Annotated in this window: 19 protein-coding genes and 2 pseudogenes; 6 read left to right on the top strand and 15 right to left on the bottom strand. The window is 69.8% G+C overall.

Annotated elements, in window-relative coordinates; genetic code table 11:
* Positions 1-95: 95 nt before the first annotated feature.
* Both ACTJI1_RS06860 and ACTJI1_RS06855 read right to left on the bottom strand, forming a co-directional pair.
* Positions 96-401: pseudogene (locus ACTJI1_RS06860) on the bottom strand (GNAT family N-acetyltransferase); the annotation flags it as partial.
* A 54-nt stretch (positions 402-455) separates the two neighbouring features.
* Positions 456-1,376 carry a heme o synthase gene (locus ACTJI1_RS06855; RefSeq protein ID WP_310129464.1) on the bottom strand — a complete coding sequence of 307 codons (921 nt, stop codon included), beginning with the start codon at positions 1,374-1,376 and terminating at the stop codon, positions 456-458.
* Between the two features lie 309 nt (positions 1,377-1,685).
* Between ACTJI1_RS06855 and tkt the strand changes: the two genes are divergently transcribed.
* From tkt to pgl, 6 genes are read left to right on the top strand one after another with little or no spacing between them, the layout of a single operon-like run.
* On the top strand, positions 1,686-3,779 hold the full coding sequence (gene tkt / locus ACTJI1_RS06850; protein ID WP_440742014.1) for a transketolase: 2,094 nt from the start codon (positions 1,686-1,688) through the stop codon (positions 3,777-3,779).
* A 29-nt stretch (positions 3,780-3,808) separates the two neighbouring features.
* A complete protein-coding gene (gene tal, locus ACTJI1_RS06845; protein WP_440742013.1) occupies positions 3,809-4,939 on the top strand; it encodes a transaldolase in 1,131 nt (376 codons plus the stop codon).
* The gene (locus ACTJI1_RS06840; RefSeq protein ID WP_440742012.1) at positions 4,936-6,546 is read left to right on the top strand and encodes a glucose-6-phosphate isomerase; all 1,611 of its coding nucleotides are present in this window, start codon (positions 4,936-4,938) and stop codon (positions 6,544-6,546) included. The genes tal and ACTJI1_RS06840 overlap by 4 nt, the downstream gene beginning before the upstream one ends.
* A 24-nt stretch (positions 6,547-6,570) precedes the next feature.
* Entirely contained in the window at positions 6,571-8,112 is a 1,542-nt protein-coding gene (gene zwf / locus ACTJI1_RS06835) for a glucose-6-phosphate dehydrogenase (protein ID WP_310129472.1), read from the top strand.
* Positions 8,109-9,074 (top strand): glucose-6-phosphate dehydrogenase assembly protein OpcA, encoded by a 966-nt coding sequence (locus tag ACTJI1_RS06830; RefSeq protein ID WP_310129474.1) that lies wholly within the window; start codon positions 8,109-8,111, stop codon positions 9,072-9,074. The genes zwf and ACTJI1_RS06830 overlap by 4 nt, the downstream gene beginning before the upstream one ends.
* Positions 9,071-9,841: a 6-phosphogluconolactonase gene (pgl, locus tag ACTJI1_RS06825; RefSeq protein ID WP_310129475.1), complete on the top strand. Its 771-nt coding sequence runs from the start codon at positions 9,071-9,073 to the stop codon at positions 9,839-9,841. The genes ACTJI1_RS06830 and pgl overlap by 4 nt, the downstream gene beginning before the upstream one ends.
* Positions 9,842-9,942: 101 nt before the next feature.
* On the opposite strand, the gene ACTJI1_RS06820 is transcribed toward pgl, so the two are convergent.
* The 13 genes and pseudogenes from ACTJI1_RS06820 to ACTJI1_RS06760 form a co-directional block, all read right to left on the bottom strand.
* Positions 9,943-10,380, bottom strand: a complete 438-nt coding sequence (locus ACTJI1_RS06820) for a hypothetical protein (protein WP_440742011.1) — start codon at positions 10,378-10,380, stop codon at positions 9,943-9,945.
* Between the two features lie 172 nt (positions 10,381-10,552).
* Positions 10,553-10,918, bottom strand: a complete 366-nt coding sequence (locus tag ACTJI1_RS06815) for an RNA polymerase-binding protein RbpA (RefSeq protein WP_310129478.1) — start codon at positions 10,916-10,918, stop codon at positions 10,553-10,555.
* A 26-nt stretch (positions 10,919-10,944) separates the two neighbouring features.
* Positions 10,945-11,190, bottom strand: a complete 246-nt coding sequence (gene secG, locus ACTJI1_RS06810) for a preprotein translocase subunit SecG (RefSeq protein WP_018191139.1) — start codon at positions 11,188-11,190, stop codon at positions 10,945-10,947.
* A 71-nt stretch (positions 11,191-11,261) separates the two neighbouring features.
* A complete protein-coding gene (gene tpiA / locus ACTJI1_RS06805) occupies positions 11,262-12,065 on the bottom strand; it encodes a triose-phosphate isomerase (protein WP_440742010.1) in 804 nt (267 codons plus the stop codon).
* A complete protein-coding gene (locus ACTJI1_RS06800; RefSeq protein ID WP_440742009.1) occupies positions 12,053-13,270 on the bottom strand; it encodes a phosphoglycerate kinase in 1,218 nt (405 codons plus the stop codon). The genes tpiA and ACTJI1_RS06800 overlap by 13 nt, the downstream gene beginning before the upstream one ends.
* A 15-nt stretch (positions 13,271-13,285) precedes the next feature.
* Positions 13,286-14,290 (bottom strand): type I glyceraldehyde-3-phosphate dehydrogenase, encoded by a 1,005-nt coding sequence (gene gap / locus ACTJI1_RS06795; protein WP_309859882.1) that lies wholly within the window; start codon positions 14,288-14,290, stop codon positions 13,286-13,288.
* A 103-nt stretch (positions 14,291-14,393) separates the two neighbouring features.
* Entirely contained in the window at positions 14,394-15,020 is a 627-nt protein-coding gene (locus tag ACTJI1_RS06790; RefSeq protein WP_121261116.1) for a superoxide dismutase, read from the bottom strand.
* Between the two features lie 104 nt (positions 15,021-15,124).
* Positions 15,125-16,105 carry a DNA-binding protein WhiA gene (gene whiA / locus ACTJI1_RS06785; RefSeq protein ID WP_310129487.1) on the bottom strand — a complete coding sequence of 327 codons (981 nt, stop codon included), beginning with the start codon at positions 16,103-16,105 and terminating at the stop codon, positions 15,125-15,127.
* Positions 16,106-16,160: 55 nt separating this feature from the next.
* Complete coding sequence (gene rapZ / locus ACTJI1_RS06780) at positions 16,161-17,054, bottom strand: RNase adapter RapZ (protein ID WP_310129490.1); 894 nt, start codon at positions 17,052-17,054, stop codon at positions 16,161-16,163.
* A gap of 37 nt (positions 17,055-17,091) precedes the next feature.
* A complete protein-coding gene (gene uvrC, locus ACTJI1_RS06775) occupies positions 17,092-19,131 on the bottom strand; it encodes an excinuclease ABC subunit UvrC (RefSeq protein ID WP_310129492.1) in 2,040 nt (679 codons plus the stop codon).
* Between the two features lie 4 nt (positions 19,132-19,135).
* On the bottom strand, positions 19,136-22,006 hold the full coding sequence (gene uvrA, locus ACTJI1_RS06770; protein ID WP_440742008.1) for an excinuclease ABC subunit UvrA: 2,871 nt from the start codon (positions 22,004-22,006) through the stop codon (positions 19,136-19,138).
* Positions 22,007-22,229: 223 nt separating this feature from the next.
* Positions 22,230-22,757, bottom strand: a complete 528-nt coding sequence (locus ACTJI1_RS06765; RefSeq protein ID WP_440742007.1) for a hypothetical protein — start codon at positions 22,755-22,757, stop codon at positions 22,230-22,232.
* A pseudogene (locus ACTJI1_RS06760) lies at positions 22,754-23,143 on the bottom strand (DUF58 domain-containing protein); the annotation flags it as partial. The gene ACTJI1_RS06765 and the pseudogene ACTJI1_RS06760, both read right to left, overlap by 4 nt.

Here is a 23,143-nt window from a genome sequence, read left to right as displayed (position 1 = left end):
TGGTGAAGCCGAGGCCGTCCGGATCCAGCGCGTAGCGCNGCGACCGCGCCCAGAGCCTCGCGCATGAAGCCGCGGCCGCGCGCCCACGGACCGGACCAGCAGCCGAGCGAGGCGGACCCGGCGCGCTCGTCCCGCCGCACCTCCAGGGCGCCGAGCATCCGGCCGCCCGAGCGTTCATGCAGCGCCCACACCGTGTAGCGCCGGCTGGCGAGCCCGTGCGGGCAGTAGCTGCGGACGAAGAACTCCGCGCTCTCGCGGGTGTACGGCGAGGGCAGCGGCACCCAGCGCTGCGTCTCGGCGTCGAGGCAGGCGGCCAGCACGTCCGGGATGTCGTCGTCCGTCGGAGCGTCGAGCACGAGGCGCGGCGTCCGCAGACGCGTCGCCAGCAACGGTGCGCTCATGCGCACATGCTAGAGCCGGTCACCCCCGGAGTGCACGGATTGACTGAAGAATCCTCAGAAGGGAAGCAGCGGGTCGATCGCGACCGCGAGGAAGATCAGCGTCAGGTACGCGATCGAGCCGTGGAACACCCGCATCGGGGACACCGTCTCGTGCCGGATGGCCAGGTTGTAGAGGCGGTGCGACTCGTAAAGGAACCAGCCGCCGGTCACCAGGGAGATCGCCGTGTAGAGCAGCCCCATGTGCGCGACCGGGATCAGCAGCAGCGAGCACGCGACCATCGCCCACGCGTACAGGATGACCTGCAGGCCGACCACCGCGCGTCCGCGGACGACGGCGAGCATCGGCACGCCGGCCTCCTGGTAGTCGGAGCGGTACTTCATCGACAGCGGCCAGTAGTGCGGCGGCGTCCAGAGGAAGATGATGCCGAACAGGATGAACGGGGCCCAGTCGAGCGAACCGGTCACGGCGGCCCAGCCGATCAGCACCGGCATGCAGCCCGCGATGCCGCCCCACACGATGTTCTGCGGGGTGCGGCGCTTCAGGATGAGCGTGTAGAAGACGACGTAGAGCAGGATGGCCGCGACCGAGAGCGCGGCGGCGAGCCAGTTGGTGAAGAAGCCGAGCACCAGCACCGAGGCGATCCCCAGCGCCCAGGCGAAGACGAGCGCCTCGCGGTCGGAGAGCTCCCCGGTCACCAGCGGGCGGTTCTTCGTGCGGCGCATCACGCGGTCGATGTCGCGGTCGATGTAGCAGTTGAACGCGCCCGCCGAGCCCGCGCTCATGTAGCCGCCGACGACCGTCGCCAGCACGAGCCACAGGTTCGGGATGCCGTTCGCCGCGAGGATCATCGTGGGCACGGTCGTCACGAGCAGGAGCTCGACGACGCGCGGCTTGGTCAGCGCGATGTACGCCTTCGCCTTGCGAGCGACGCCGATGCGGCCCGGTTCGACACGGCTCTCTACAGCGACGTCCATTGCTCCTCGTGATGTGTCGGCGGATGGGCGCGACGGCCCTCGGCAAGTCTACGGCACGTAGAGGTCGCGCATCCCGGGCTACCCCCTGTACGCCCTTGGCACAACCGGCTGGGGGAACACCCCACGTTTCGTGCGTGTTACCTATACTTGGAGATGCTCGCCAGCCGGACCCCTTTCCCACAGGCCCTTTTTGTAGGACCGTGACGGATACGGGCAGCCCGGCGCCGATGACGTCCACGGCGCGCACTACCTCAACCGGTGCGGGTTCCACGACGACCCTCACCACATCTACGAAGGGTCAGTTTTCACGTGGCAGCACTGCAGTGGGATCCCATTGACAACAAGGCAGTAGACACGGCTCGCGTCCTCGCGGCCGACGCGGTGGAGAAGGTGGGCAACGGGCATCCCGGCACCGCCATGAGCCTCGCCCCCGCGGCCTACCTGCTCTTCCAGAAGGTGATGCGCCGCGACCCGCGCGACCAGCACTGGCTCGGTCGCGACCGCTTCATCCTCTCGGCGGGCCACTCGTCCCTGACCCAGTACATCCAGCTCTATCTGGGCGGCTACGGCCTCGAGCTCGACGACCTCAAGAAGCTGCGCACGTGGGGCTCCCTCACCCCCGGCCACCCCGAGTACGGACACACCGACGGCGTGGAGATCACCACCGGACCTCTCGGTCAGGGCATCTCCTCCGCCGTCGGTTTCGCTTATGCCCAGCGCTTCGAGCGCGGCCTGTTCGATCCGGACGCCGCCCCCGGCACCAGCCCGTTCGACCACCACGTCTACGTGATCGCGTCCGACGGCGACCTGGAGGAGGGCGTCAGCTCCGAGGCCTCGTCGCTCGCCGGCCACCAGGAGCTCGGCAACCTGATCGCGATCTACGACAGCAACCAGATCTCGATCGAGGACGACACCGACATCGCCTTCACGGAGGACGTCAAGGCTCGCTACGAGGCGTACCACTGGGACGTGCAGGTCGTCGACTGGAAGAAGACCGGCGTCTACCAGGAGGACGTCGAGGAGCTCTACCAGGCGATCGAGAACGCGAAGGCCGTCACCGACAAGCCGTCGCTGATCATCCTCAAGACCATCATCGGCTGGCCGTCCCCCAAGAAGCAGAACACCGGCAAGATCCACGGCTCCGCCCTGGGCGCCGACGAGCTGCGCGCCGTCAAGGAGGTGCTCGGCTTCGACCCCGAGCAGACCTTCGAGGTGGCCGACGAGGTCATCGAGCACACGCGCAAGGCGATCCAGCGCGGCGCCGAGGAGCGCGCCGAGTGGCAGAAGGGCTTCGACGCCTGGGCCGAGGCGAACCCCGAGCGCAAGCAGCTGCTCGACCGCCTGCTGAGCGGCGCCGCCCCGGAGGAGCTGGAGAGCGCGCTCCCCGTGTTCGAGCCGGGCAAGGACGTCTCCACCCGCGCCGCGAGCGGCAAGGTGCTCAACGCGATCGCCCCGGTCATGCCGGAGCTGTGGGGCGGCTCGGCCGACCTCGCGGAGTCGAACAACACGACCATCGAGAGCGCCGCGTCCTTCGTCCCGTCGGACCGCTCCACCCACGAGTGGACCGGCAACCCGTACGGGCGCGTGCTGCACTTCGGCATCCGCGAGCACGCCATGGCGGCCATCCTGAACGGCATCGTGCTGCACGGCCCGACGCGTCCGTTCGGCGGCACGTTCCTGATCTTCAGCGACTACCAGCGGCCGTCCCTCCGCCTGTCCGCGCTGATGAACATCCCGTCGATCTTCGTCTGGACGCACGACTCCGTGGCGCTCGGCGAGGACGGCCCCACGCACCAGCCGATCGAGCAGCTCTCGACGCTCCGCGCCATCCCCAACTTCACGGTGGTCCGCCCCGGCGACGCCAACGAGGTCGCCTGGGCCTGGAAGACCATCCTGGAGCGTCGTAACGGCCCGGCCGGCATCGCGCTGACCCGCCAGAACATCCCGGTGTTCGAGCGCGGCGAGGGCGACGCCGAGGGCGACACCCTGGCCTCGGCCAAGAACGTCGCCAAGGGCGCGTACATCCTGGCGGAGGCGCCGGGCGGCACGCCGGACGTGATCTTCATCGCCACCGGCTCCGAGGTGCAGATCGCCCTCGAGGCCCGCGAGGAGCTGCGCGGCGAGGGCATCAACGCCCGCGTCGTCTCGGCCCCGAGCCTCGAGTGGTTCGCCGAGCAGCCCGCCGAGTACCAGGAGAAGGTGCTCCCCGCCGCGATCAAGGCCCGCGTCTCCATCGAGGCCGGCCTGGCCCTCGCCTGGGACAAGATCGTCGGCGACCACGGACGCAGCGTCTCGATCGAGCACTTCGGTGCCTCGGCCGACTACAAGACGCTGTTCCGCGAGTTCGGCATGACCACCGAGCACGCCGTGTCCGCCGCGAAGGAATCGCTCGCGTCGCTCTGAGCGCGGGCAGAAGAGAAGAGAAGAAGAAGATGACCGACACCACCTCCACCACCCAGTCCCCCACGGCGGCGCTGTCCGCCGCGGGCGTCAGCATCTGGCTGGACGACCTGTCGCGCGAGCGCATCAACAGCGGCGGCCTGCAGAAGCTGATCGCCGAGAAGAACGTGGTCGGCGTGACCACCAACCCGACGATCTTCGCCGCCGCCCTCTCCAAGGGCGAGTCCTACGACGAGCAGGTCCGCCAGCTGGCGGCCGCCGGCGTGGACGTCGACGACGCGATCTTCGAGATCACCACCGACGACGTCGCGAACGCCAGCGACATCTTCCACGAGGTCTTCGAGCGCTCCAACGGCGTCGACGGCCGCGTGTCGATCGAGGTCGCCCCGGGGCTCGCGCACGACACCCAGGCGACCATCGCCGCCGCCAAGAAGCTCTCGGACAAGATCCAGAAGCAGAACGTGATGATCAAGATCCCGGCAACGGTCGAGGGCCTCGAGGCCATCACCGAGACCATCGCCGCGGGCATCAGCGTCAACGTGACCCTGATCTTCAGCCTCGAGCGCTACCGCGATGTCATCAACGCCTACCTCACGGGTCTCGAGAAGGCCCAGGAGGCGGGCATCGACCTGTCCGGCATCCACTCGGTCGCCTCGTTCTTCGTCTCGCGCGTCGACACCGAGGTGGACAAGCGCCTCACCGCGATCGGCACCGACGAGGCCGAGGGCCTCAAGAGCAAGGCCGGCATCGCCAACGCCCGCCTCGCCTACGAGGTGTACGAGAAGGAGTTCGCGACCGAGCGCGCCAAGCGCCTGGTCGAGGCCGGCGCCAACGAGCAGCGCCCGCTGTGGGCCTCCACCGGCGTCAAGGACCCGAGCCTCCCCGACACGCTGTACGTCGAGGCGCTCGTCGCCCCGAACGTCGTCAACACGATGCCGGAGAAGACGCTCGACGCGACCTTCGACCACGGCAACATCACCGGCGACACCGTCACCGGCACCTACGCCGAGTCGAACGACGTGCTCAACAAGCTCGCCGATCTCGGCATCAGCTACGACGACGTCACCGAGACCCTCGAGCGCGAGGGTGTCGAGAAGTTCGTCGTCTCGTGGGGCGAGCTCGTCGAGACCGTGAAGAACGCCCTCGAGGGAGCGGCCAAGTGACGTTCCGCATCCACGTCACCGGTGCGGCGGCCGAGGCCGTCCGCACCGTGGTGCCGCAGCTCGTCGCCGACAAGGTGGCGTCCGGCATCACCGCCCAGGACCCGGCCCTCTGGGGCCCGGCCGCCGAGCCCGAGGCGAGCAAGCGCCTCGGCTGGACCGAGGCGGTCTCCATCTCGCGCCCGCTGGTTCCGGAGATCGTCGCGCTGCGCGACGAGCTGCACGCGAAGGGCGTGAACCACATCGTCCTCGGCGGCATGGGCGGCTCCTCGCTCGCGCCGGAGGTCATCACCCGGACGGCCGAGGCCGAGCTCACCGTGCTCGACTCGACCGACCCGGGCCAGGTGCTCTCCGCGCTGCGCGACCGGCTGGAGGCCACCGCGGTCGTCATCTCGTCCAAGTCGGGCTCCACCCTCGAGACGGACAGCCAGAAGCGCGTCTACGAGAAGTGGTTCCAGGATGCGGGCATCGACCCGCGCGAGCGCATCGTCGTCGTCACCGACCCCGGTTCCCCGCTCGACCAGTCCGCCCGTGAGGCCGGCTACCGCGTGTTCAACGCCGACCCGAACGTCGGCGGCCGCTACTCGGCGCTGACCGCGTTCGGCCTGGTGCCGTCCGGTCTCGCCGGCGTGGACATCCAGGAGCTGCTCGACGAGGCCGACGCCACGTCCATCGAGCTCGCCGTCGACAACGAGCAGAACCCGGGCCTCGTGCTGGGCGCCGCGATCGCCGGCACCAACCCGCTCAAGGACAAGCTGGGCATCGTCGCGGACGGCACCCACATCGTCGGGTTCGCCGACTGGGCCGAGCAGCTGATCGCCGAGTCCACCGGCAAGGAGGGCACCGGCCTGCTGCCGGTCGTGCTCGACAAGCTCGCCCCCGAGCTCGAGTCGAAGCCGGCCGACCTGCAGGTCGTCCGCCTCGTCGCGAACGCGGAGGCGCACCACCTGTTCCCGGCCGACCGCCACGAGGGCGAGATCCTCGTCTCGGGCAGCCTGGGCGCGCAGCTCCTCGTGTGGGAGTACGCGGTGGCCGTCGCCGGACGCCTGCTCGGCATCAACCCGTTCGACCAGCCGGACGTGGAGGCCGCCAAGGTGGCCGCCCGCTCGCTGCTCGACAACCGGCCGGAGCCCGTCTCCCCCGCGTTCACCGCCGGCGGCATCGAGGTGCGCACCACCGGGTCCTTCCTCGGCGACGCGAGCACCCTCGACGCCGCCGTGGACGCGCTGCTCGCACAGCTCGGACCGGACGGCTACGTCGCGGTGCAGGCCTACGTCGACCGTCTCGCACTCCCCCAGCTCGCGGGCATCCGCGACCTGCTGGCGGCGAAGGCGGGACGCCCGGTCACGTTCGGCTGGGGCCCGCGCTTCCTGCACTCCACGGGTCAGTTCCACAAGGGCGGACCGGCGGTCGGCGTGTTCCTGCAGATCACGGCGACGCCGTCCGAGGACCTCGAGATCCCGGGCCGTCCCTTCACCTTCGGGCAGCTCATCCAGGCTCAGGCCGCCGGCGACGCGAGCGTCCTCGGCGAGCACGGGCGCCCGGTGCTGACTCTGACGCTCACGAACCCCGAGGCGGATGTCGTCTCGCTGTTCGAGGCCGTCAACTGAGCCATCGATAAAGGAGACCAACACTTGTCACCGGTGGAGATCACCCCGGAGTTCAACCCGCTGCGGTTGCCCTCCGACCGCCGCCTCAACCGCATCGCGGGGCCCAGCAGCCTCATCATCTTCGGCGTGACGGGCGACCTGTCCCGCAAGAAGCTGATGCCCGCGGTGTACGACCTCGCGAACCGCGGCCTGCTGCCGCCCGGGTTCTCCCTCGTCGGCTTCGCCCGGCGCGACTGGGAGGACCAGGACTTCGAGAAGGTCGTCTACGACGCGGTCAAGCAGTACGCACGCACGCCGTTCGACGACGACGTGTGGCAGCAGCTGGCGCAGGGCATCCGGTTCGTCCCGGGAGAGTTCGACGACGACGAGGCGTTCCAGCGCCTCAAGGAGACCGTCGAGCAGCTGGACGTGGAGCGCGGCACCATGGGCAACCACGCGTTCTACCTGTCCATCCCGCCGAAGGCCTTCCCGATCGTCACCGAGCAGCTGAAGCGCTCGGGGCTCGCCGACCAGTCCGGAGAGGGCTGGCGGCGGGTCGTGATCGAGAAGCCGTTCGGGCACGACCTGCAGTCGGCGCGCGAGCTGAACGCGGTCGTCGAGACGGTGTTCCCGCCGGACTCGGTGTTCCGCATCGACCACTACCTCGGCAAGGAGACGGTCCAGAACATCCTGGCGCTGCGCTTCGCGAACGAGCTGTACGAGCCGATCTGGAACGCCAACTACGTCGACCACGTGCAGATCACCATGGCCGAGGACATCGGCGTGGGCGGCCGGGCCGGGTACTACGACGGCATCGGTGCGGCGCGCGACGTCATCCAGAACCACCTGCTGCAGCTCCTCGCGCTCACCGCGATGGAGGAGCCCATCTCGTTCAACGCCGCGGACCTCCGCGCCGAGAAGGAGAAGGTGCTCGCCGCCGTGCGGCTGCCGAAGGACCTGGCGACCTCGACCGCCCGCGGCCAGTACGGCAGCGGCTGGCAGGGCGGCGAGAAGGTCGTCGGCTTCCTGGAGGAGGACGGGATGAACCCCCACTCCACCACGGAGACCTACGCGGCCATCAAGCTGGAGATCGGGACCCGCCGCTGGGCCGGCGTGCCGTTCTACCTGCGTGCGGGCAAGCGCCTGGGCCGTCGCGTCACCGAGATCGCGGTCGTGTTCAAGCGCGCCCCGCAGCAGCTCTTCGCGGAGTCGCAGACCAGCGCGCTCGGCCAGAACGCGCTCGTCATCCGCGTGCAGCCGGACGAGGGTGTGACTATCCGCTTCGGCTCGAAGGTCCCCGGCGCCGGCATGCAGGTGCGCGACGTCAGCATGGACTTCGGCTACGGCCACGCCTTCACCGAGGCCAGCCCCGAGGCGTACGAGCGGCTCATCCTGGATGTGCTGCTCGGCGACCCGCCGCTGTTCCCCCGGCACGAGGAGGTCGAGCTGTCCTGGAAGATCCTCGACCCGATCGAGGACTTCTGGGCCACGCAGGGCCAGCCCGAGCAGTACCGCCCCGGAACCTGGGGCCCGAAGTCGGCCGACGAGCTCCTCGCCCGTGACGGCCGCGTTTGGAGGCGTCCATGATCGTCGATCTTCCCGCGACGAGCGTCAGCAACATCTCGAAGGCGCTGGTCAAGATCCGTGAGGAGGGCGGCGCGGTCGCCCTCGGCCGGGTCCTGACCCTGATCATCGCCACCCACCTCGGGCAGGAGGAGGAGGCCATCGAGGCCGCCAACGACGCCTCCCGCGAGCACCCGATGCGCGTCATCGTGGTGTCGACCGAGGAGCACCGCGACCACAAGGCGAGCGACGCGCGCCTCGACGCGCAGATCCGCGTGGGCGGAGACGCGGGCGCCAGCGAGGTCATCGTGCTGCGCGCCTACGGTGAGACGGCGAGCGACGAGGAGGGGCTGGTCACCGGCCTGCTGCTCCCCGACGCGCCCGTCGTGGTCTGGTGGCCCGGCATCGCGCCGGAGAAGGCCTCCACCTCGCCGCTCGGCCGCATCGCGACCCGGCGGATCACCGACGCGTCGGCGCAGCCGAACCCGCAGGAGTTCCTGTTCCACCTCGGCGAGACCTACGCCCCGGGCGACACGGACTTCGCGTGGACGCGGCTCACGCTGTGGCGCGCCCAGCTCGCCGCGGTGCTCGACCAGCCGCCGTACGAGCCCATCACGGGCGTCGACGTGGCCGGCGCAGCCGACTCCCCGTCGACCCTCCTGCTCGCCGCGTGGCTGCGCCTGCAGCTGCAGGTGCCGGTGCAGTACGACCTCGCGTCGCGCGCGATCGGCTCCGGCGGCATCCACGGCGTCAAGATGGAGCGCGCCAGCGGCGTCATCGAGCTGGAGCGCGAGATCCCGAACGTCGCCCGCCTGTCGCAGCCGGGCCAGCCGTCGCACGACCTCTCCCTGCCACGCCGCAGTCTGCGCGACTGCCTGGCGGAGGAACTGCGTAGGCTGGACCCGGACGACCTCTACGGCGAGGTGATCACGAAGGGTCTCGCACTGCTGGAGACCTCCGACGAAGGAGCAGGCGCCAGGGCATGACGAACGAACGGCGGGTGCTCGTCCACCCGGACAAGGAGGCGCTGACCGCATCGGTGGCCGCGCGTTTCCTCACCAAGACGATCGACATCCTCGACGACCTCGGCCGCGCGAACATCGCGCTGACCGGCGGCACGATGGGCATCGCGGTGCTGGAGGCGGTCAACGCCTCCCCCGCCCGCGACACCATCGACTGGTCGAAGGTGCACTTCTGGTGGGGTGACGAGCGGTTCGTGCCGCGGGACAGCCCCGACCGGAACGAGCGCCAGGCCCGCGAGGCCCTGCTGGACCACATCGCGGTGCCGCCGGAGAACGTGCACCCCTTCCCGTCGTCGGACGAGATTCCGGACATCGACGAGGCCGCCCGCGTGTACGCGGCCGAGCTCGAGGCGTTCGGAGCCGAGGGCTGGCCGGTGCCGAAGTTCGACATCACGTTCCTCGGCGTCGGCCCGGACGGCCACATCGCGTCGCTGTTCCCGGACCGTGCGGGCATCCGCGAGGAGAAGCTGTCGGTGATCGCCGAACGCAACTCGCCGAAGCCTCCGCCCGAGCGGCTCAGCCTCACCCGCCCGGTGATCAACTCCTCCGACCGCATCTGGCTCGTGCTGGCGGGCAGCGACAAGGCGAGCGCCCTCGGCCTCGCCCTCGCCGGCGCCAGCTACACCGAGGTGCCGGTCGCGGGCGCCAAGGGCCGCAAGCGCACCGTGTTCTTCGTGGACAAGGAAGCGGCGGTCGACGTGCCCGAGAACCTCATCGCGCCGAGCTACTGACCCCGTCCCTGCGGGGACTGACTGCGGTCGTTCGTCACGTCTGCGCCTGCGCGCCGCGCAGCAGACGTGACGGACGGCCGCAGTCGCGTATCCGGGGTTGGTCAGTCGGCGCTGAGGGAGCGGAGGCGGTCGCGCAGGAGCGCGAGCCGCGCGCAGGGCGCGCCGGTCAGCGGTCCGCGGCTGCGGATGGTGCGGCGGTCGTGGCCGGCCGAGGCGATACGTCGGTCGAATGCGTGCGTCAGCAGGTGCAGGTAGAACGCGCAGAGCCGGGCCGCCTCGTCCCGGAGCTCGGCTTCCCTGCCGTCGAGCTCGAGGTCGTCCGCCCAGCGCTGCAGATCGGCGAACGCGACGCGCAGCCGTAGCGCGAGCCGCGCATCCGCCGCCGTCGTCACGTCGATGTCGTCGCAGCGGGCGAGGAGCACGTCGGCCTTCTCGGCGGCCGTGACGGCCTCCTCCAGCAGCGCCAGCAGGCTCAGCCTGCCGACCTCGTGGCCGAGGGCGCGCGGCGTGTCCGCCCGGTCGTCCCGTGCTCCGCGCATCCCCCACCTCCTGCTTGACTCGCAGTGTAGCCGCCCCCGCGCTCGGAGATTTGTGCCAAATCGTGGTTATGGGGGCGCGATAACCACGATTTGGCACAAATCGTGCAGACGGGGGCGGGGGCAACGACGAAGGCCGCCCACCACGCGGTGGACGGCCTTCGGGCGCGAACGCTCAGTTGCTGGTGGGGCGACCCCGGCGGGCGCGCAGCTGGTTGAGGGCGTCTTCGAGCAGCTGCTCGGCCTCCTCCTCGCTGCGGCGCTCCTTCACGTACGCGAGGTGCGTCTTGTACGGCTCGGTCTTCGCCACCGACGGCGGGTTCTCCTTGTCGCGCCCGGCCGGCAGACCGGTCGACGGCGAGTCGATGACGTCGGGGATCTCCTCTTCGGGCAGGTTCGCCGCGAAGTACCGGACGGTCTCGTTGCCGAGCGCGTCCCAGTAGGACACGGCGATGCGGTCCGCGTGGAAACCGCGGTCCTGCTCGCCCATGGGACCCGCGCCGACGCGCGAGCCGCGGATTGCACTGCCTCCGGAAGCCATGCTGTTCTCCTTCTACAGTGACGCGCTTACGCGCTGAACTTGGTGATCAGGCCCAGCACGACGATGCAGGTGATCCAGATGAGCCCGAGGATGACGGTGATCCTGTTGAGGTTGCGCTCGGCGACGCCGGACGCACCGAGGTTGGACGTGACGCCACCGCCGAACATGTCGGACAGACCGCCACCGCGACCCTTGTGCAGGAGGATGAGCAGCGTCAGCAGCAGGCTGGTGATGCCCAGCAGCACCTGCAGGACGACCTGGAGAATGAGCACGGGGAACCTTTCGGGAAGCGACCGGGCCGGGCCCGGGGAAAGCCAACGTTCAGTATAACCTGAGGCGCCGGTCAGAGACCGACGTGCTTCTGATACCGGACGATGGCCGCGAACTCGTTCACGTCGAGGCTGGCGCCGCCCACCAGTGCGCCGTCGACGTTCGGCTCGCGCATGAAGCCCGCGATGTTGCCGGACTTCACGGATCCGCCGTACAGGATGCGCGTCTTGGCCGCGACGTCCTGGCCGAGCACCTCGGCGATCACGCCGCGCAGCGCCGCGGCGACCTGCTCCGCCTGCTCGGGCGTGGCGGCCTGGCCGGAGCCGATGGCCCAGACCGGCTCGTACGCCACGACGATGTCGGCCGCGGAGTCCACCCGGGCGAGTGCGGCACGGAGCTGGGCCACGGGGACGGCGCTCGCGCCGTGCACCTCGAGGTCCTCCGCCGTCTCGCCCACGCAGATGATCGGCGCGATGTTGTGCTTCACCGCGGCCGCCACCTTGCCGGCCACCTGCTCGTCGGTCTCGCCGTGCAGCGTGCGCCGCTCGGAGTGGCCGATGATCACGTAGCGCGTCTCGAGCGCCTCGAGGAAGGCGGCCGAGATCTCGCCGGTGTACGCGCCGGACTCGTGCTCCGAGACGTCCTGCCCGCCGAAGGCGAGCGGCAGCTTGTCCGCAGAGATCAGCGTCTGCACGCTGCGCAGGTCGGTGAACGGCGGGAAGACCGCCACCTCCACCGCGGAGAAGTCGTGGTTCGCGTCCTTCAGCGTCCACGCCAGCTTCTGCACGAAGGCGATCGCCTGGAGGTGGTCCAGGTTCATCTTCCAGTTGCCGGCGATGAGCGGGACGCGCCGCACTGTGGGGCTCACTGCTGCCATCCGAGGACCTCCAGTCCGGGGAGTCGCTTGCCCTCGAGGAACTCGAGGCTCGCGCCTCCGCCCGTCGAGATGTGACCGAACTGGTCGTCGCGGAAGCCGAGCGCACGCACGGCCGCGGCCGAGTCGCCGCCGCCGACGACGCTCAGGCCGTCGACCTCGGTGAGGGCCTGGGCGACCGCCTTGGTACCCGCTGCGAACGGCGCGAGCTCGAACACGCCCATCGGGCCGTTCCAGAACACCGTCTTGGCGCCGCGCACGTACTCGGAGAACAGCTCCGCCGTCTCCGGGCCGATGTCGAGCCCGAGGCCCTTCTCGCCCCAGTCGGTGTCCTCGATCGCGTCGACCGGGCGCACCACGTGCTCCGCGTCGGCGCCGAACTTCGAGGCCACGACGACGTCGCGCGGGAGCACCAGGTCGACGCCGAGCTCCTCGGCCTTCGCCAGGTAGCCCTTCACGGTGTCGATCTGGTCGGCCTCGAGGAGGCTGGAGCCGACCTTGAGGCCCTTGGCCGCGAGGAAGGTGAACAGCATCCCGCCGCCGATGAGCAGCGAGTTCACCTTCGGCAGCAGGTGGCCGATGACGCCGAGCTTGTCGGAGACCTTCGAGCCGCCGAGCACGACCGCGTACGGACGCTCCGGGTTCTCTGTCAGCCGGTCGAGCACCTCGAGCTCGGCCTGGATCAGCGTCCCCGCGGCGCTCGGCAGCAGCTGGGCGAGCTCGTAGACGCTCGCCTGCTTGCGGTGCACGACACCGAAACCGTCCGAGACGAAGGCGTCGCCGAAAGCGGCCAGCTTCTCGGCGAAGGCACGGCGCTCGCCCTCGTCCTTCGCGGTCTCCCCCGGGTTGAACCGGAGGTTCTCGAGCAGGGCGACGTCGCCGTCCTTCAGCCCGTCGACGGCCGACTGCGCGCCGCCGCCGACCGTGTCCTGGGCGAAGGTCACCGGCTGACCCAGCAGCTCGGAGAGCCGCTGGGCCACCGGCGCCAGGCTGTACTTCGCGTCGGGCGCGCCGTCGGGGCGGCCCAGGTGGGAGATGACGATCACCTTCGCGCCCTGGTTGATCAGGGCGTTGAGGGTGGGAATCGACGCTCGCACACGGCCATCGTCCGTGATCTTCGAGCCCTCGAGGGGCACGTTCAGATCACAGCGGACGATGACGCGCTTGCCGGCGAGCGAACCGAGTGCGTCGAGTGTGCGGAGCGTCACGTCGGTTCCCTGTGCTTAGAGGCGCTCGGCCACGTACTCGGTGAGGTCGACGAGACGGTTGGAGTAGCCCCACTCGTTGTCGTACCAGCTCGACAGCTTGACCTGGTCGCCGATGACGCGCAGCAGACCCGAGTCGAAGATCGAGGAGTGCGGGTCGGAGACGATGTCGCTGGAGACGATCTCGTCCTCGGTGTACTTCAGGATGCCCTTGAGCGGACCCTCGGCGGCCTTCTTGTAGGCGGCCTTCACCTCGTCGACCGTGACCGGGCGCGAGGCCGTGACGGTGAGGTCGGTGATGGAGCCGGTGGGGACCGGAACGCGGAGCGCGAAGCCGTCGAGCTTGCCCTTCAGCTCCGGGAGCACCAGGCCGATGGCCTTCGCGGCGCCCGTGGAGGTCGGGACGATGTTGATCGCGGCGGCGCGGGCGCGGCGCAGGTCGGAGTGCGGGCCGTCCTGCAGGTTCTGGTCGGCGGTGTACGCGTGGACCGTGGTCATGAGGCCGCGCTCGATGCCGAACTCGTCGTTGAAGACCTTGGCGAGCGGCGCGAGGCAGTTCGTGGTGCAGGAGGCGTTGGAGATGATGTTGTGCGACGCCGGGTCGTACAGGTGCTCGTTGACGCCCATGACGAAGGTGGCGTCCTCGCCGGTGGCGGGGGCCGAGATGATGACCTTCTTGGCGCCGGCCTCGATGTGCTTGCGCGCGTCGTCGGCCTTCGTGAAGCGGCCGGTCGACTCGATCACGATGTCGACGCCCAGGTCGCCCCAGCCGAGGTTGGCGGGGTCGCGCTCCGCGAGGACCTTGATCGGGTTGCCGTTGACGACGATGTTGTCGCCGTCGAGCTCCACGGTGGCGTCCAGCCGGCCCGTGATGGAGTCGTACTTCAGCAGGTGCGCCAGCGTCTTGTTGTCGGTGAGGTCGTTCACAGCGACGACCTCGAGGTCGCTGCCCTTGGCGAGGGCCGCGCGCAGGTAGTTCCGACCAATGCGACCGAACCCGTTGATTCCGATCTTTACGGACACAGATGTCTCCAGTTACTCGATGGGCGCCGCACGGCGCACTGTGGTGGGTGGTTGTTGCGGACGACGGCGTCCCGGGAGGCATCCTCCCGGGACGCCGGCCTGATTACGACAGTAGCAGCAGACCCGCGGTCTTCTCGCGCGCCCGGAGGAAGCGGTCGTTGACGTCGGACCAGTTGGTGATGTTCCAGAACGCCTTGACGTAGTCGGCCTTCACGTTGACGTAGTCCAGGTAGAAGGCGTGCTCCCACATGTCGAGCATGAGCAGCGGGACGGTAGCCGCTGCGAGGTTGCCCTGGTGGTCGTACAGCTGCTCGATGATGAGCTTCTGGCCCAGCGAGTCCCAGGCGAGGATCGACCATCCGGAGCCCTGGATGCCGAGCGCCGACGCCGTGAAGTGGGCGCGGAACTTGTCGAACGAGCCGAAGAACTCGTCGATCGCGGCCGCCAGCTCGCCGACCGGCTTGTCGCCGCCGTCCGGGGAGAGGTTGTTCCAGAACACGGTGTGGTTGACGTGGCCGGCGAGGTTGAACGCCAGGTCCTTCTCGAGCTTGTTGACGTAGGTCAGGTCGTCGGCGTCGCGGGCTTCCGCGAGCTTCGCCAGCGCGGTGTTGGCGCCGTCCACGTAGGTCTTGTGGTGCTTGTCGTGGTGCAGCTCCATGATCCGGCCGCTGATGTTCGGCTCGAGGGCCGAGTAGTCGTACGGAAGGTCCGGCAGCGTGTAGTCAGCCATTACTCATCTCCACTGTTGTTGTGATTCGAGCGACTCGTCGAGTCGTTTACAGCAACCCGAGCGGCCCGCGGATGCTTCCTGCGGCCCCAAGTCCCCTCCCGAAGTTACACCTCGTCGAGATCGGCCGGGAGGCTCGCTTCGGTGCCGGGGATGCCCAGGTCGCTCGCCCGCTTGTCGGCCATGGCCAGCAGGCGGCGGATGCGGCCGGCGACCGCGTCCTTGGTCATCGGCGGGTCGGCGTGGTGGCCGAGCTCGTCGAGGCTGGCGTCGCGGTGCGCGAGGCGCAGCTCGCCCGCGTAACGCAGGTGCTCGGGCACCTCCGGGCCGAGGATCTCGAGCGCGCGCTCGACGCGGGCGCAGGCGGCGACGGCGGCCTGCGCGGAGCGGCGCAGGTTGGCGTCGTCGAAGTTCACGAGCCGGTTCGCGTTGGCGCGGACCTCGCGGCGCTGCCGCAGCTCCTCCCAGTTCGCGACCGTCTGCGCGGCGCCCATGGCGACGAGCATCGCGCTGATCGCCTCGCCGTCGCGGATGACCACACGGTGCACGCCGCGCACCTCGCGGGCCTTCGCGGCGATACCGAGGCGGCCGGCCGCGCCGACGAGCGCCATCGCGGCCTCGTTGCCCGGGCAGGTCACCTCGAGCGCGGCGGAGCGGCCGGGATCGGTCAGCGAGCCGTTCGCGAGGAACGCGCCGCGCCAGACGGCGGCGAGCTCGTCGCGGGAGCCCGTGGTCAGGCGGTTCGGGAGGCCGCGGATCGGCCGGCGGCGCGCATCCAGCAGGCCCGTCTGGCGCGCGAGCGTCTCGCCGCCGTCGAGCACGCGCACCAGGTATTGGCTGGTGCGGCGCACCCCGGACGCGGAGATCACGGACACCTCGCTGCGGACCCCGTAGAGCTCCGCGAGGTCTTTGCGCACCCGGCGGGCGAGCTCGGGCGTGTCCAGCTCGCTCTCCACCGCGATGCGCCCGCCGATCAGGTGCAGTCCGCCCGAGAACCGGAGGATGGTGGCCAGTTCTGCAGCGCGGACCGTGGTCTTGCTGACCTCGACCTTCGTGAGCTCGTCCTTGACGTCGGAGGTGAGAGCCAATCGGATTCCTTACTGTCTCAAGGCGGGGGTGGTGCCGTGGATGGATGGGCCGGGATCATTCACGGCCGAGGTCTCGGTGTTTGGTGTTCACCGCGAGACCGGGGAAACTGCGCAACCGTGCCGCGAGCTCTTCCGCAATCGCGACGGACCGGTGTTTTCCGCCAGTGCAGCCTATCGCGATCATCGCGTGCCGTTTGTTCTCACGCTGGTAGCCCGCCATGATCGGGCGCAGCGCCGAGACGTAGCCGGAGATGAACTCCTCGGCGCCGTCGCGGGTGAGGACGTAGTCGCGGACGACCTCCTCGAGGCCGGTGTGCGGCCGCAGTTCGGCGTTCCAGAACGGGTTCGGGAGGAACCGGGCGTCGGCGACGAGGTCGGCGTCGGCGGGCAGACCGTACTTGAACCCGAAGCTCATCACGGTCACCTGCACGCCGGCCGCGTCCTCCGCGGCGAAGGTGTCCGTGATGTTCGTCGCCAGCTGGTGGATGTTGAGGTCGGAGGTGTCGACGATGATGTCGCTCGCCTCGCGGATCTCGCGGAGCCGCGTGCGCTCGGCCGAGATGCCGTCGAGAATCGTGCCGTCGCCCTGCAGCGGATGCGGGCGGCGCACCTGCTCGAAGCGGCGCACCAGCACGGCGTCGGACGCCTCGAGGAACAGGACGCGCACCTTGGTGCCCTCGCGCAGGCTCTGGATCATCTCGCGCAGGTCGACGAAGAAGTTGCGGCCGCGCACGTCGACCACCGCCGCGATGCGCGGAAGCCCGGACTCCGCACGGTTGGCGAGTTCGATCAGCGGGCGCAACATCTGCGGCGGGAGGTTGTCGACGACGTACCAGTCGAGGTCCTCCAGGGCGTTCGCGACGGTCGAGCGCCCGGCGCCCGACATCCCGGTGACGATGAGCACTTCCTGCTGCTCGGCGCTTGCGACTGTGTCGCCGTCGGTGGCCATCGACCGGTCTCCTCCGCTGCTCCTGTGTGCACCCAGCCTAGCGACTGACGCCGGCCTCCCGCCCGCCTTCCGGCTGCGCCTCCGCCGCCTGGTCGTCGCTGCGCGCCGTATCCGTCAGCCGCTCGTAGACGGCCGCGGCGAGCCGTGGCCCCACGCCGCGCACCTCCGCGATCTGCTCGGGCGTCGCCTTCCGGAGCTGGGCGACCGAGCCGAAATGCTTCAGCAGCTCCTTCACCCGCGACGGGCCGAGCCCGGGGATCTCCCCCAGAACCGTCCCGATGTCGCGCTTGCGGCGCGCCCGCTGGTAGGTGATCGCGAAGCGGTGCGCCTCGTCGCGGAGGCGCTGGATGAGGAACAGGGCGTCGCTGTTGCGCGGCAGGATGACCGGGAAGTCGGAGTCGGGCAGCCAGATCTCCTCCAGCCGCTTCGCGATGCCGGCCAGCTGGATGCCCGTCACGCCCGACTCGTCGAGCGCGCGCTTGGCCGCCGCGACCTGCGGCTGGCCGCCGTCGACGATCAGCAGGTTCGGCGGATACGAGAACTTGCGCCGGCGCCGCTCGGCGGCATCCACCACCTCGTCGGCTCCGGCCGCGCCCTCGGCGTCGAGCGCGGTCTCCTCGTCGAGCGCGTCGGCAGCCGGGTCCGCAGGTGCCGGCGTCTCCTTGAGGTAGGCCAGACGGCGCGATATCACCTGGTAGATCGACTCGGTGTCGTCGGTCGACTCGGGGATGCTGAAGCGCCGGTACTGGTCCTTCCGCGGCAGCCCGTCCTCGAACACCACCATCGAGGCGACGATGTTCGTGCCGCTGAGATGGGAGACGTCGTAGCACTCCATCCGGAGCGGGGCGTCGGCCATGCCGAGGGCGTCCTGGATGTCGTTGAGCGCTTGCGAGCGCGCGACGAAGTCGGAGCTGCGCCGGGTCTTGTAGAGCACGAGCGCGTTCTTCGCGTTCATCTCGACCGTCTGCGCGAGGGCCGCCTTCTCGCCGCGCTGCGCGGTGCGCAGCTCGACGCGGCCGGTCAGCCGGCCGCGGGGCGCCGACGGATCGGGCGTCTCGCGGCGGCGCTGGGTGAGCCACTGCTCCAGCTCGGCCGTGTCCTCCGGCAGCTCCGGAACGAGGATCTCGCGCGGCGGCGCATCCGGCCCGTCGTAGGCGTTCTGCACGACCGTCTCGACAAGCTCGCCCAGCCCGACGTCGAGCTCCTTGTCGACCACCCAGCTGCGAACACCGCGCACGCGGCCGCCGCGGACGATGAACTGGGTGACCGCCGCGGCCAGCTCGTCGTGGGCGATGCCGAACACGTCCGCGTCCACGCTCTCGGTGAGCACGACCGCGCTCTTGCCGAGCACGCCCTCCAGCGCCTGGATGGCGTCACGGTGCCGGGCGGCGGCCTCATAGTCCATCGTGCTGGCGGCCTGCTTCATCTTGTCGGTCAGGTCGCGCAGGTAGCCGCTGTCGTTGCCCGCCATGAAGGAGGCGAAGTCGATGGCGAGGGACTTGTGGTCCTCCGGCGTGATGCGGCCGACGCACGGCGCGGCGCACTTGCCGATGTCGCCGAGCAGGCACGGCCGGCCCGTCAGCTCGGCGCGGCGGTAGACGCCGTCCGAGCAGCTGCGCATCGGGAACGCCTTGAGCATCAGGTCGACCGTCTCGCGGATGGCCCAGACCTTCGTGTACGGCCCGAAGTAGCGCGCATCCTTGATGTTGCGGTTGCGGGTGATCATCACGCGCGGGACACGGTCGCCGAGGGTGACGGCGAGGTACGGGTACGTCTTGTCGTCGCGGAACTTGACGTTGAAGGGCGGGTTGAACTCCTTGATCCACGTGTACTCGAGCTGGAGCGCCTCGTACTCGGTGCCGACGACCGTCCACTCGACGCTGGACGCCGTGGTGACCATGCGGCGCGTGCGCTCGTGGAGGCTGCGGAGCGGCTGGAAGTAGTTGCTCAGCCGCGCGCGCAGGTTCTTCGCCTTGCCCACGTAGAGCACGCGCCGGTTCTTGTCGCGGAACCGGTACACCCCCGGCTGGGTCGGGATCTCGCCGGCCTTCGGCCGGTAGCTGACGGTGTCGGCCACGGTGCTACGCGGCGCCCCGGGCCGACTCGCCCTGCAGGATCTCCTTGAGGAAGAAGCCCGTGTGGCTGCCCGGCGCCTCGGCCACCTGCTCCGGCGTGCCGGTCGCGATGACCTCTCCGCCGCCCGCGCCGCCCTCGGGACCCATGTCGATGATCCAGTCGGCCGACTTGATCACGTCGAGGTTGTGCTCGATGACGATGACGGTGTTGCCCTTGTCGAGCAGGCCGTTCAGCACCAGCAGGAGCTTCCGCACGTCTTCGAAGTGCAGACCCGTGGTCGGCTCGTCGAGTACGTACACGCTGCGGCCGTTGGAGCGGCGCTGCAGCTCGGTCGCGAGCTTGACGCGCTGCGCCTCGCCGCCGGAGAGCGTGGTCGCACTCTGCCCGAGTCGGACGTAGCCGAGCCCGACGTCGACGAGAGTCTGCAGGTAGCGGTGGATGGCCGAGATCGGCTTGAAGAACTCGGCGGCCTCGCTGATCGGCATGTCGAGCACCTCGGCGATGTTCTTGCCCTTGTAGTGCACGGAGAGCGTGTCGCGGTTGTACCGCGCTCCCCCGCACACCTCGCACGCGACGTAGACGTCGGGCAGGAAGTTCATCTCGATCTTGATCGTGCCGTCGCCCGAGCAGGCCTCGCAGCGGCCGCCCTTGACGTTGAAGCTGAACCGGCCGGGCAGGTAGCCGCGGGTCTTCGCCTCCGGCGTCTCCGCGAACAGCGTCCGGATGCGGTCGAAGACGCCCGTGTAGGTCGCCGGGTTGGACCGCGGGGTGCGGCCGATCGGCGCCTGGTCGACGTGCACGACCTTGTCGAGGTTCTCGAGGCCGGTCACCGAGCGGTGCTTGCCCGGCACCTTCCTGGCGCCGTTGAGCTTGTTGGCCATCACCCGGTACAGGATGTCGTTGACCAGCGAGGACTTGCCGGATCCGGAGACGCCGGTGACCGCCACGAACGCGCCGAGCGGGAAGTCGACCGTCACCTTCTTCAGGTTGTTGGCCTCCGCATCCACGACCCGGATCACCCGCTTCTTGTCGATCTTGCGGCGCTTCGCCGGGATCGCGATCTCGCGGCGGCCTGCGAGGTAGTCGCCGGTGAGCGATTCGGTGTTCTTGAGCAGGTCGTCGTACGAGCCGGAGTGGACGACGTGGCCGCCGTTCACGCCGGCGCCCGGGCCGATGTCGACGATCCAGTCGGCGGTCCGGATGGTGTCCTCGTCGTGCTCGACCACGATCAGGGTGTTGCCCAGGTCGCGCAGGGCGACCAGCGTGTCGATGAGGCGTCGGTTGTCGCGCTGGTGCAGGCCGATGCTCGGCTCGTCGAGCACGTAGAGCACGCCCGTCAGGCCGGAGCCGATCTGCGTGGCCAGGCGGATGCGCTGGGCCTCTCCGCCGGAGAGGGTCCCCGCGGCGCGTGCCAGGTCGAGGTAGCTCAGGCCCACCTGGATGAGGAAGTCGAGGCGGATCTTGATCTCGCGCAGCACCTGCGCGCCGATCTTCTGCTCGCGCTCGGTCAGGTGCAGCTTCTCCATGAACGAGCGCGCGTCGCTCAGGCTGAGCAGGGACGCGTCCGCGATGCTCTTGCCGTGCACTAGGACCGCGAGCACCTCGGGCTTGAGTCGCTTGCCGCCGCACACGGGACACGGAACCTCGCGCAGGTACTCGGCCCAGCGGGCGCGCTGCGTGTCGGTCTCGGCCTGCAGGTACTGGCGCTCGATGTAGGGCACGACGCCCTCGAAGCCGGAGGTGTACGACATCTCGCGGCCGTAGCGGTTCTTCCACCGCACCTTGACCTCGAAGTTGTCGCCGTGCAGCACCGCGTCGCGGACATTCTCCGGGAGCTTCTTCCACGGCGTCTTGAGCGAGAACTTCAGGTCGCGGGCGAGACCGTCGAGCAGCTTCTCGTAGTAGTTGAAGAGGCCCTTGCCCTGCGTGGTCCACGGGACGATGACGCCCTCGGCGATGCTGAGCTCGTCGTCGCCGAGCAGCAGCTCGTCATCGACCGACATGCGGGTTCCGAGACCGGAGCACTCCGGGCAGGCGCCGAACGGCGCGTTGAAGGAGAACGTCCGCGGCTCGATCTCGGTGAGCTGGATGGGGTGGCCGTTCGGGCACGACAGCTTCTCGCTGAAGTTCTGCCACGCGGCCGAGCCCTCACGGTCGACGTAGTTGACCTGCACGAGACCGTCCGTGAGGCGGAGCGCCGTCTCGAGCGAGTCGGTGAGGCGGCCCAGGATGTCGGGGCCGGCCACGAGGCGGTCGACCACGACCGAGATGTCGTGCTTGTACTGCTTCTTCAGCGTCGGCGGGTCGGAGAGCTGAATTTGCTCGCCGTCGACCAGCGCACGCGAGTAGCCGCTCGCGGCGAGCTCCTTGAAGAGGTCGACGAACTCGCCCTTCTTCTGCGACACGACGGGGCTGACGACCATGTAGCGCGTGCCGGGCTCGAGCTCCATGAGCTGGTCCGCGATCTGCTGCACGGTCTGGCGCTGGATGCGCTCACCGCAGATCGGACAGTGCGGCACGCCGATGCGCGCCCAGAGCAGACGCATGTAGTCGTAGATCTCGGTGATCGTCCCGACTGTCGAACGGGGGTTGCGGTTCGTCGACTTCTGGTCGATCGACACCGCAGGGCTCAGGCCCTCGATGAAGTCGACGTCCGGCCGGTCGACCTGGCCGAGGAACTGCCGCGCGTAGGCGGACAGCGACTCCACGTAGCGGCGCTGCCCCTCCGCGAAGATCGTGTCGAACGCCAGCGACGACTTGCCCGACCCCGAGAGGCCGGTGAAGACGACCATGGAGTCGCGCGGGATCTCCAGGTCGACGTTGTGGAGGTTGTGCACCCGTGCTCCGCGCACGCTGAGGTGCGAGCCCGTCGTCACTCTGCTAATCGATCCCACCTCGCCCCTGGTGCGGTCGTCCCCGACTCGTTCGCTGTTCACTCGCCCGCTGCTCACTCGCTCTATTCTCCGCCATCCATGCTGGGATTCCGGGGGCTGTTCGCCCACCGCGCACCACGCCCGAGCCGTCGAACGTCTGTTCGATTCTATCCTGCCCGGGATGCGGCTCTCCCGCACGCCGGAGTCTAAGCGCGACCTCCGACATTCATCGCTGGTCCGTCCGCCGCGGCCGCCGGAGCAGCGGCGGGACGAACATGCCGACCAGTCCGGCCAGCGCGATCCCGGAGAGGATCGCCAGAGCGGGGACGGACGCTCGGGCGCCCGGCAGCAGGAGCAGAACGGCCGCCGCCTGCACCGGGAGCTGGACGAGGACGAACCGTTTCAGCGACGGCAGCAGCACGGCGGGCTGCAGCCGGGCGGCGGCCGGGACGGTGAGCATCCAGGCGGCGACGAGGTGCAGCGCGTGCACGCCCGCGATGAGCCCGAGAAGCCGCGGGGTGAACGTCCCGGGCTCCACCAGGGCGGACAGCATCAGCACCCCGATGACCACCCACGCCGTCAGCCAGCGCGGCCGCCATACCGCGACGCCGATCAGGAGGGCGGCGATAGCGGTCCACGGGCCGTCCGGAACCCCGACGAAGACGAGCACCAGCCCGATCGCCGCGAAGAGCGCGCGCAGCGACCAGCCGGGGACGGTGCCCGAGAGGGCGTCGTGGTCGCGCGCCGCGCTCATCGGCGTCTCCGTCCCGCGGTCAGCGCGCGGAGGGCCGCCTCGCGCGCCGCCGGGTCCTGCCAGCGCAGCAGTTCGACGCCTCCGCCCTGCAGCTGGTCGAGCCGCAGCCGGCGCTCGAGCTCGATGGTCCGCAGCGCCAGCACGTCGCGCGGGGCCAGGTCGCCCGGATCGCGCGCCGGGAGCACATCCACCGCGATCACCCGGTGCCCGGCCGCGCGCCAGGTGAGGGCCAGCGTCGCGGGCTGGTCGTCGAGGAACGTCGCCAGGACGTACACCAGCGCGCCCGGCGACAGCCGGGGCGAACGGACGCGCTGGAACGCCGTGCCGGTCGCCCGGGTGAGGTCGATGGCGCGCAGCACGCGCTCCCGGTGGCGCGCGCCGGCGCG

The organism is Leifsonia sp. 22587 (assembly GCF_052044215.1).
Lineage (GTDB): Bacteria > Actinomycetota > Actinomycetes > Actinomycetales > Microbacteriaceae > Leifsonia > Leifsonia shinshuensis_C.
This window is presented reverse-complemented; position numbering and strand designations above follow the sequence as displayed.

What these genes read in the sequence shown, in the direction of transcription:
- ACTJI1_RS06815 (WP_310129478.1), bottom strand. Translation starts at nt 10,918, where the DNA reads ATGGCTTCCGGAGGCAGTGCAATCCGCGGCTCGCGCGTCGGCGCGGGT.
- ACTJI1_RS06830 (WP_310129474.1), top strand. Translation starts at nt 8,109, where the DNA reads ATGATCGTCGATCTTCCCGCGACGAGCGTCAGCAACATCTCGAAGGCG.
- ACTJI1_RS06855 (WP_310129464.1), bottom strand. Translation starts at nt 1,376, where the DNA reads ATGGACGTCGCTGTAGAGAGCCGTGTCGAACCGGGCCGCATCGGCGTC.
- pgl (WP_310129475.1), top strand. Translation starts at nt 9,071, where the DNA reads ATGACGAACGAACGGCGGGTGCTCGTCCACCCGGACAAGGAGGCGCTG.
- ACTJI1_RS06765 (WP_440742007.1), bottom strand. Translation starts at nt 22,757, where the DNA reads ATGAGCGCGGCGCGCGACCACGACGCCCTCTCGGGCACCGTCCCCGGC.
- rapZ (WP_310129490.1), bottom strand. Translation starts at nt 17,054, where the DNA reads ATGGCCACCGACGGCGACACAGTCGCAAGCGCCGAGCAGCAGGAAGTG.
- tal (WP_440742013.1), top strand. Translation starts at nt 3,809, where the DNA reads ATGACCGACACCACCTCCACCACCCAGTCCCCCACGGCGGCGCTGTCC.
- ACTJI1_RS06820 (WP_440742011.1), bottom strand. Translation starts at nt 10,380, where the DNA reads ATGCGCGGAGCACGGGACGACCGGGCGGACACGCCGCGCGCCCTCGGC.
- tpiA (WP_440742010.1), bottom strand. Translation starts at nt 12,065, where the DNA reads ATGGCAGCAGTGAGCCCCACAGTGCGGCGCGTCCCGCTCATCGCCGGC.
- ACTJI1_RS06790 (WP_121261116.1), bottom strand. Translation starts at nt 15,020, where the DNA reads ATGGCTGACTACACGCTGCCGGACCTTCCGTACGACTACTCGGCCCTC.